At 37.2% G+C, this 8,713-nt stretch carries 6 protein-coding genes and 1 tRNA gene; 6 read left to right on the top strand and 1 reads right to left on the bottom strand.

The genetic code is table 11. The annotated features are described in order from the left end of the window. Positions 1 to 79 precede the first annotated feature (79 nt). From ACLFMM_RS07710 to ACLFMM_RS07695, 4 genes are all read left to right on the top strand, one after another. Positions 80 to 1,084, top strand: a complete 1,005-nt coding sequence (locus tag ACLFMM_RS07710; protein WP_410808152.1) for a potassium channel family protein — start codon at positions 80 to 82, stop codon at positions 1,082 to 1,084. Positions 1,085 to 1,099: 15 nt separating this feature from the next. Next, entirely contained in the window at positions 1,100 to 1,777 is a 678-nt protein-coding gene (locus ACLFMM_RS07705; RefSeq protein ID WP_410808151.1) for a potassium channel family protein, read from the top strand. A gap of 25 nt (positions 1,778 to 1,802) precedes the next feature. Further along, positions 1,803 to 2,561: a sulfite exporter TauE/SafE family protein gene (locus ACLFMM_RS07700; RefSeq protein ID WP_410808150.1), complete on the top strand. Its 759-nt coding sequence runs from the start codon at positions 1,803 to 1,805 to the stop codon at positions 2,559 to 2,561. 78 nt (positions 2,562 to 2,639) lie between these two features. After that, positions 2,640 to 2,739 (top strand) — tRNA-Arg (locus ACLFMM_RS07695). Positions 2,740 to 2,824: 85 nt separating this feature from the next. On the opposite strand, the gene pheT is transcribed toward ACLFMM_RS07695, so the two are convergent. Continuing rightward, on the bottom strand, positions 2,825 to 4,447 hold the full coding sequence (pheT, locus tag ACLFMM_RS07690) for a phenylalanine--tRNA ligase subunit beta (protein ID WP_410808148.1): 1,623 nt from the start codon (positions 4,445 to 4,447) through the stop codon (positions 2,825 to 2,827). Positions 4,448 to 4,718: 271 nt separating this feature from the next. Between pheT and ACLFMM_RS07685 the strand changes: the two genes are divergently transcribed. Beyond that, positions 4,719 to 6,866: a type II/IV secretion system ATPase subunit gene (locus ACLFMM_RS07685; protein ID WP_410808147.1), complete on the top strand. Its 2,148-nt coding sequence runs from the start codon at positions 4,719 to 4,721 to the stop codon at positions 6,864 to 6,866. A gap of 18 nt (positions 6,867 to 6,884) precedes the next feature. Continuing rightward, a partial coding sequence (locus ACLFMM_RS07680; RefSeq protein WP_410808146.1) for a type II secretion system F family protein occupies positions 6,885 to 8,713 on the top strand: 1,829 nt, incomplete at its 3' end.

The following is an 8,713-nucleotide window of genomic DNA, read 5'->3' as shown; positions in this document are numbered from 1 at the left end:
ATGAGCTAATTTGATAATCTCAGATAAAAAACATCAACCTTAAACATTTATAAGTGTTATAACTTGATAATTCGGTAAAATGAAAATCTCAAAACTCAATCCCAGTCATTCCATTGCATTGTATGCTATAATTGCGGCTCTTTTGATACTCGTCTACAGTATAATTTTTGTTTTTATAGCACGGCTGGAGAATCAACCTGAAAATGCTGATATATTGACTTCAATCTATTGGGTAGTTACCACAATGACAACTGTGGGTTATGGTGATATTGTTTTGACATCAAATCTGGGTAGAGGTTTTTCTATATTTGTCCAGATTTCCGGATTAACCATTCTTTTTGGGATGCTTTTTCCTTTTATTATCGTCCCATGGCTTGAGAATACAATTAAAGTATCAATACCAAAAAAAGCAGATTCAAGTCTTGACAACCATATTATCATATGCGGTTATAACAACCTTGTAGAAACCCTTATAGAAGAGTTCGAAAGACATGATTATCCATATATTATTATAGATGACGATGAGAATGTAATCCGTGGATTATTGGAGAAAAATGTACCATGTATCTATGGTGACATCGCTGCAGAAGGAACTTTTATAAATGCTAACATAAACTCTGCAAACTTTGTTATTGTAAACAAATCAGATGAATTAAATGCTAACATAATACTGTCAATTCGAGGATACAAGGATTTGAATATCATCTGCCTTGTGGAAAATATATCCAATGCCAAATATCTCAGGTATGCTGGTGCAACTAGAGTATTATCTCCAAAATCTATACTTGGACATTTTATCGGTAATAAGGCAGTAGACCCCTTTGTAGGCACACTTTCAGAAGCAACTGAGATTTTTGACAGAATAAAAATATTGGAGTTTCCAGTGTATCCCAGGAGTTTTTTAATAGGTACCTCACTCAAATCATCAAGGATTAGTGAACGAACTGGTGTTAATGTGGTTGGTATATGGAAAGGGGGAGATTTCATATTAAATCCCGACCCTGATGATACAATCCAAGAAAACTGGGTCTTACTCGTGGTAGGCACTGTTGAGCAGCTTACAAAATTGAAGCAATTTATCTGATAAAGAAGTGGTATGATGGAAAATAATTTTGTACTATTGATTGGTTTTGGAGATGCTGGCAAAGTCATCTTTGAAGTGTTGGAAAAAAGCAATGTAAGATTTACTGTAGTTGATGCAAATCCAGAACTGTTTCAAGGTTCTGATTTTGATTATATTGTTGGAAATGGAACAGATGAAGATGTATTAAAAAGAGCAGGAGTAGAAGAGGCATCAACAGTAGTAATAGCACTTAGTAACGATTCAGATGTTATGTTCGCTACCCTTATAAGCCGCAGATTGAATTCGGATGCTATTATACTTGCAAGGGCAAACACCTGTACTTCTATAGATAAAATCTATAAAGCTGGAGCCGATTATGTCTCATCCCTTTCGATTGTTGCAGGTCAAATGCTTGCAAAGATGACATCAAAGTGCATGGATACTGTTTGTGAATACATTAATGAAGATATCATGCTCTATGAAGGTTTGAGTATAGAAAAACATCATGTAGATACAGGAGAATATCTGGAAGGAAAATCAATAGGACAACTTGATTTGATTAATGCATTCGGATGCAAGATAATTGGTATCCAACGAGGAAATTCTATTATTACAGATATTGATGCATCGGTAGTTATACAAAAAGGAGATGTTGTTGCAGTGCTTGGCATAGGGGAGCAAGTAAGTGATTTTCTGGAACATATTACATCATAAATATGTGGTTTCGTAGAGGTAAATAATGGAGCCGTTTTTAATCGCTGTAATTGTTTTTTCCCTTGCAATACTATTTTCAATTATTGGTACAGGCGGTTCCACTATCTATGTACCTCTCCTTTACTGGATAGGCATAGATTTGTATGTAGTTATCCCAACGGTGCTACTGATAAACACGTTTGCCACAGGTTCAGCAACTATATCTTACGCTAAACAAAGGATGGTGGATTTTAAAACCGCAATACCTTTAATATTAACGTCGGTCACAGGCGCGCCAATAGGTGCTTACTTTTCAAAAAGTACGCCCCAAGATATTTTATTGCTGATATTTGCCGTTTTGCTGTTGCTTATCGGAATTCATATGGTATTTACCAGTTCAAGGATAATGTGTCTTAATTGTGGTGACAGCGGAAACAGAAAAACTATTACAATTAGCATTGTTTCGGGATTTATAATAGGAATAATTGCAGGCTTACTTGGATTAAGTGGTGGTGTGTTTATAGTTCCACTACTGATTTATCTGGGCTACAATGTAAAAACTGCCTCTGCAACTTCTTTGTTTATCATCATGTTTACATCATTTTCCGGTTTTCTGGGTCATATTGGTACCAGCTTTGAAAGCCTTGATATTAATTTATTGTTATATGCATCCTTTGCAGCCTTTCTTGGTGCTCAGGTAGGTTCATATTTAATGAAATACAGACTGAAACCAAAAACCGTAAAAAGTTTGTTTGGCATTGTTCTCTGGGTGGTAGCTATCAGACTTCTTATTGGTATCATCTGATTGATTACCGGAAAATAATCATTTTCGATGAAAAACTTTAATAATCTTGTTGCAATTGTATGATGCTGAAATTTAAATGGGCTCGTAGGGTAGTCAGGATATCCTAATGGGCTTCGGTGTAACTTGAAAGTTGCGAAGACACCCATTGACCCGTGTTCAAATCGCGGCGAGCCCGCCAAACTTTTTACTTCTTTGTATTTTGTGTTTTGATAATTTTGCTAATTAAAAAATTAAAGTGAGATAAAATAGGTTGCTTTTTGATATTAATAATTCATAATTTCCATCTCAAACCCTATAACAGGTTCTCCCAAACCAAAGTTTGTGATGACCTGTGGATAGATTTCACCCATGACTCCAACTTTTTTACCATCAACCAGTATATTGGCACGCCTTCCTTCCATAAAAGCAGGGTCAGTGGATTCTTCAACTTCGTATTCAACCATTCGCTCGCGCATTACCGCATCCACGATTTCCCTTATGTCGGTAAAGTTGACTTCTGGGTGGATTGATACTGCAGCCAGGTTTCTGTGGACTCTATTGTTGATTACCACATCACCAAATTCAAAAATGGACTGCGGAAGTTCCCGGTGCTGGTTCATGGAAAGTATCTCCATCAGGTTTGGGAGGATGGTTGTTCTTACCATAGTTTGGTCTTCACTTATGGGATGCAGTACATAGGTAATATCATCTGTTCTGTCACGGCACATTCGTTCAAAATGCACCCTCTCATTGCTCAGTGTAAATGACATTACTTCAGAATATCCAAGCCCGACCATGATTTCACAGATATTGTCACCTGCGATTGAAACTTCATGTGCACTACCAAATGTGGCACTTTTGGGAAACTCCGGCTGAATATTGTCATAACCATATCCAATTGCTATATCTTCGATAATATCGTAATTGTGAAGAATATCGGCACGGTATGGGGGTACTTTCACATCAACCGAATCATCACTTTTTGTGTTAGCTCCATAACGCATCCTTTGAAGTTGTTTTATTATTTCTTCTCGGGGTAGTACTGTACCTATCAATGAATTGATTTCTGATATTTTAAGTTCACAGGATGACGGGTCAAGATCAGGAGAGGTTTCCTTGCTTCTATTGGAATCTATTATTTTTACTGATTCGATTTTTCCACCGCGTTCAGCAAGAGCAGTAACCAGTACATTGAGAGCAACAAATACCGAATCACTTAACCCGGTAACATCAATGAAAAGGTCTGTAGTGTTTTCAGTTATCTGCGTGCGTGTGCTGTTTATGATAGGTGGAAATGAAAGCACATTATTATCGGCATCAAGTATCAATGGATATTTATTGAAACCTTCAAGTATGTAGGCGAATTTCTTACCTTTGGGATGATTTTCAAGTATCTGGTTCATTGAAAGGGGTTCTGTGAATTCAAGTGGGACAAATTCTGTATCCGGGTCAGCGGCGACGTATCTGAAGGGGGGTGTAATGTTTGAAAGGTCATGCACACCGATGGACACTTTTTTCCTGTTACGTCCAACTCCCCAGTGTAAATCTTCCTGTAAATCCATCAGGGATTTTATTGAATTAGCATCAAATCTCACATTTCTGATAACAGCACATGCAAGATATGGACGTATATCTTCTATACCACTATCCTTTTCGATATCAATACCAGATGATGTCAATGTATAGTCCTGAAACCCGGTTTCAATATTTAAAAATCCTCTTAAAGCACGGGCTACACCCTCTACACTGTATAAATCTGGGCGATCAGGGAAAAATTCGATATCTATATAATCATCTTCTATTCGTTCAATATCTGCACCCATCATGGGAATTTGTTCTACTATAGTATCCCTGTCAACCGAAGTAAGATTTTCCAGGTCTTCATAATTCAGGGTTATTACTGGCATAAAAAGGATCCTCTTTTAATTTTTTTAAGATTATAAATTAATAATTAATGGGACATATCCAACTTTGGATTTAATGTTTTTGTCTATTGTATACTAATTTGTTATGTTTTGGTCTCATTTAAAAAGATTTGAGTCATACACCATAGTTTTATATTCTTTCAATAATATTTTATGTAATAACTACAATCATAACAATGATAATGAGGTCATAAAAATACAGTTGTGTTCTAAAAAACACATTTATTGAGCAGCTACTCAGCATGGTGAAATGATGGGTGACAAAAACGGTCCAGAATCACAATTTGATAAGACTGATAAATATAAAACCTATACCAGCAACTCACCTGATTTTACAGATGCTGCTGATAATCAACCACCTGACAAATCTGGACCTAAAATGTTTACTCCAGGTAATCCAAATGAATCCGAATCATCAGAACCCGAAGAAACAGATGATAAAAATAACCTGGGTGAAAACTTTGATAAAGATGATTATATACTGACACCTTCTGATAATCTTGAAACCCCTTCTCGATGGCTGTCACAAAAGCATGAATCTGAAAAAAAACAGGAACATGATTTCGGGTTTCTGACACCTGAATCTAATTTTGAATCAAATAAAGTTGGTGTAGAAGAAACCCAGGAGCAAACTGAGGGACAAACTAAGACGGAATATAAATCAGAAAAACCTGAAATTCAGAATTCTGAAAAAGGAAGTAAAGTTAACTCCGGGAAAAATTTGGTAAAAAAGATTATACAAGAGAACAAATCCAAAAAAACAATTCATAATACTGGAAATTCATCTTCTGGATACGATGAAAGTTTTGAAGGAAATGATGATACAGAAGATTTGAAGTTTCTTGATAAAGTTAAAAACCTTTTTAAACAGGAAACTTTTAAAATTGAAGCCTATAACCCTGATGTCCATGGACCATTATCTGTTTTTAAAGGAGTAGAAGGCTATAAAGAAATCGACCGTTACTGGGTAAACGAACCCTATGCATTTGTTGTAATTCTTTTCAATCCTGAAATAAACGATTATCTTTATTATCTGATAGAACCCGAATTAACCGATTTTGAACAGACATTTCTGACAGAAATCAAAGACCGATTACGTAACGCTCTACTGGTTGAAGATATTGAAAACAATGGTGATAAAGAGGCAGTACTGGACGAAAAGATTCGCACCATAATCAAGGATTATGCTATTGAAATAACACCATTAATGCTTGAAAAAATTTCATATTATATAAAACGTGATTTTGTAAGATATGGTAAAATCGACCCATTGATGAACGATGATTATATTGAAGACATATCAGGGAACGGTCATGAAATCCCATTGTTTTTGTATCACAGGCTATACCACAATATAGCTACAAACATCACATTCAAAGAGGATGAACTTGATTCTTTTATAATACGTCTTGCACAGAAATGCGGTAAGCACATATCCTTGGCTGAGCCGATGGTAGATGCATCAATGCCGGATGGATCCAGGGTTCAAATGACCCTAAGTACCACAATAACTACCCACGGAAGCACTTTTACCATTCGTAAATTCAGCGAAGTGCCAATAACCCCAATCGATCTTATAGACTGGGGTACCTTTTCATCAGAACAGATGGCATACCTGTGGCTGTGTATTGAGAACAACAAGAGCCTTATCTATGCAGGTGGAACTGCTTCAGGTAAAACATCTTCTTTAAACGCAGTATCTCTTTTTGTACCTGAAAAGGCAAAAATTGTAACACTGGAAGATACCAGAGAAATCAAACTGCCGCATACAAACTGGATACCAGGGGTCACAAGGGATTCCTTTACAGCAGATGAGCGTGGAGCAGTGGATATGTATGACCTGCTAAGAGCAGCACTCAGACAGCGTCCAGAATATCTTCTTGTAGGTGAGGTCCGAGGTAAAGAGGCACTTACACTTTTCCAGGCAATGTCAACCGGACATACCACATTCTCCACCATGCATGCGGATTCGGTCCCGTCAGCAATCCACAGACTGGAAAATCCACCTATAAGTGTTCCCAGAAATATGATACAGGCACTGGATATAATAAGTATCCAGGCGCAAACCTATGTCAGAGGTAAACGTGCTAGAAAGAACCTGAAAATTGTGGAAATTGTGGATATAGACCCCAATACCAGGAACCTGAGAACAAATGATATTTTTGTATGGGATTCTTCAAGGGATACTTTCCAGAGGACTGGTGAATCCCAATGCATCTACGAGATTCAGCAAAGAAGAGGCTGGAATGCTGCCCAGATAAGGGAAGAGCTCAGATATCGTCAGCAAATACTGGATTATATGGTTGACAATGACATCAGGAATTTCAAGGAAATTTCAGAGATAATAAAATCCTATCAGGCAACACCTGAAAAACTACTGCAAAAAATCGGACTAAAATAATTTTTCTGGTGGGATGATTTGGCTGAAAAAACGGACAATGGCGAAGTTCCGGAATCTATTGATGAGAATCCTATTGCTTCTGAATCTAATTATGGAAATATCGATGTTGCTAGCGGCACCGATGCACCAGATACATCTAAGGAACAAAAATCTTCACCTGTAAAGTCTCTCAAAAATAAATTCCATTCCAAGACCAGTCGCAAAAATTCGGATAATGGAAAAAAGTCAAATGATAGATTTTTTGCTAAATTTAGTGACCTTGAGAAACAGGCAAGGCTTTTTCTGACAATCTTTAAAAAAATCCCTTTTGCCCTTTTAGGGGAGAAGATGAAGAAAAAGAAGAAAAAATACGCCCGGCTACAGCTCCAGCTCAAACAGGCAAGAATACCAACTTCATATGAGATGTATATCTCGAATGCTATTTTTTATTCTGTTGTGAGCGGTTTGACAGGTGCAATATTGGGTATATTAGTCTCATATATGATTATCGCAGTTATTGGACTGCCTGATAATATAACAAATCTCACATTTGGTCCATCAACGGCATGGTTACTTAATTTTAAAGAAGTATTCCTGTCGTTGTTTATTGTTGTTTTTACGACAATAACACTGGGAGGTATGACCTATGCACTTTTCCTGGTTTATCCCGGGTTCCAGGCGGGTGAACGTAAACGGAATATCGACAGTCATCTACCCTATGCAGTAACATTCATGTATGCACTTAGTAAAGGCGGAATGAACATCATAAGCGTATTCGATTCACTGGCAAGGTCAAGCGACACTTATGGCGAAGCTTCAAAAGAAGTTGAAACTATAATCCGGGAAATGGATTATTTTGGGCATGACCTACGAACTGCAATATCCAATGTCAGCGAAATGACGCCATCTGAACGGTTTCAGGACCTTTTACAAAACCTTCTGACAGTTATTGATAGTGGTGGAAGCATATCCAAATACTTTCAGGATAAATCCGATAAGTATTTAAAAAAGGCTATCGATGACCAAAAGGGTTTTCTGGAGACCCTGGGATTGCTGGCAGAATCCTATGTTACAGCTTTTGTCGCCGGTCCTCTTTTTATAATCATTATGGGCATCATGATGACAGTCATGGGTTCCGGGTCTATACTGATGGTCTACGCCGTGATATACGCGGTTCTTCCTATCGGTTCTGTGATGTTTGTTGTCATGATAAGCATGATGGCTCCTGAAGATTTTGGTGAACCTGCACATTTGCAGACAACTGAAATCTTTGACCATGGTATACCTGAAATACCATCCTGCCTAAAACCCGAATATGATGAAAACGGACAGCTAATAAATGAAACTGAAGAAAAAAGACAAAAGCGGGAACATTTTGACAACTTCATAAAATCCAAAAAATGTATCAAATACAAAAATTTCCTTAAAAACCCATTAAAACCTTTGTTTGATAAACCGATTTTATCGATAGCTGTTACTTCACCGGTTGCAATTATTCTGCTGTTGATAGTTATGTTATCCAATATGGGTACACTTTATACAACATCTGAAACCATTGATTTTCTGGATGACCGTCTTGTTCTAACAACATACCTTATCATCGTTCCACTGGCTGTATTCCATGAAACAAAATCCAGAAGACAGAAAAAACTTGAAGGAAATTTCCCTGATTTTTTGAAAAAACTTGCCAGTACAGTGGAAACTGGTATGACTCTGCAGGAATCAATAAAACTCATGGTCAAAACCGATAACGAAGCTCTTAGTGATGAAACAAAAAAGGTGTGGAGGGATATTTCTTGGGGGATGGAACTCAATGATGCACTGGTAAGATTTGCAAACCGTCTGAAAACACAGGTAGTGGCACGGTC

The organism is Methanohalobium sp., assembly GCF_046546175.1.
Lineage (GTDB): Archaea > Halobacteriota > Methanosarcinia > Methanosarcinales > Methanosarcinaceae > Methanohalobium.
Note: the sequence above shows the minus strand (reverse complement) of the source record. Positions and strands in the feature narration are given on the sequence as shown.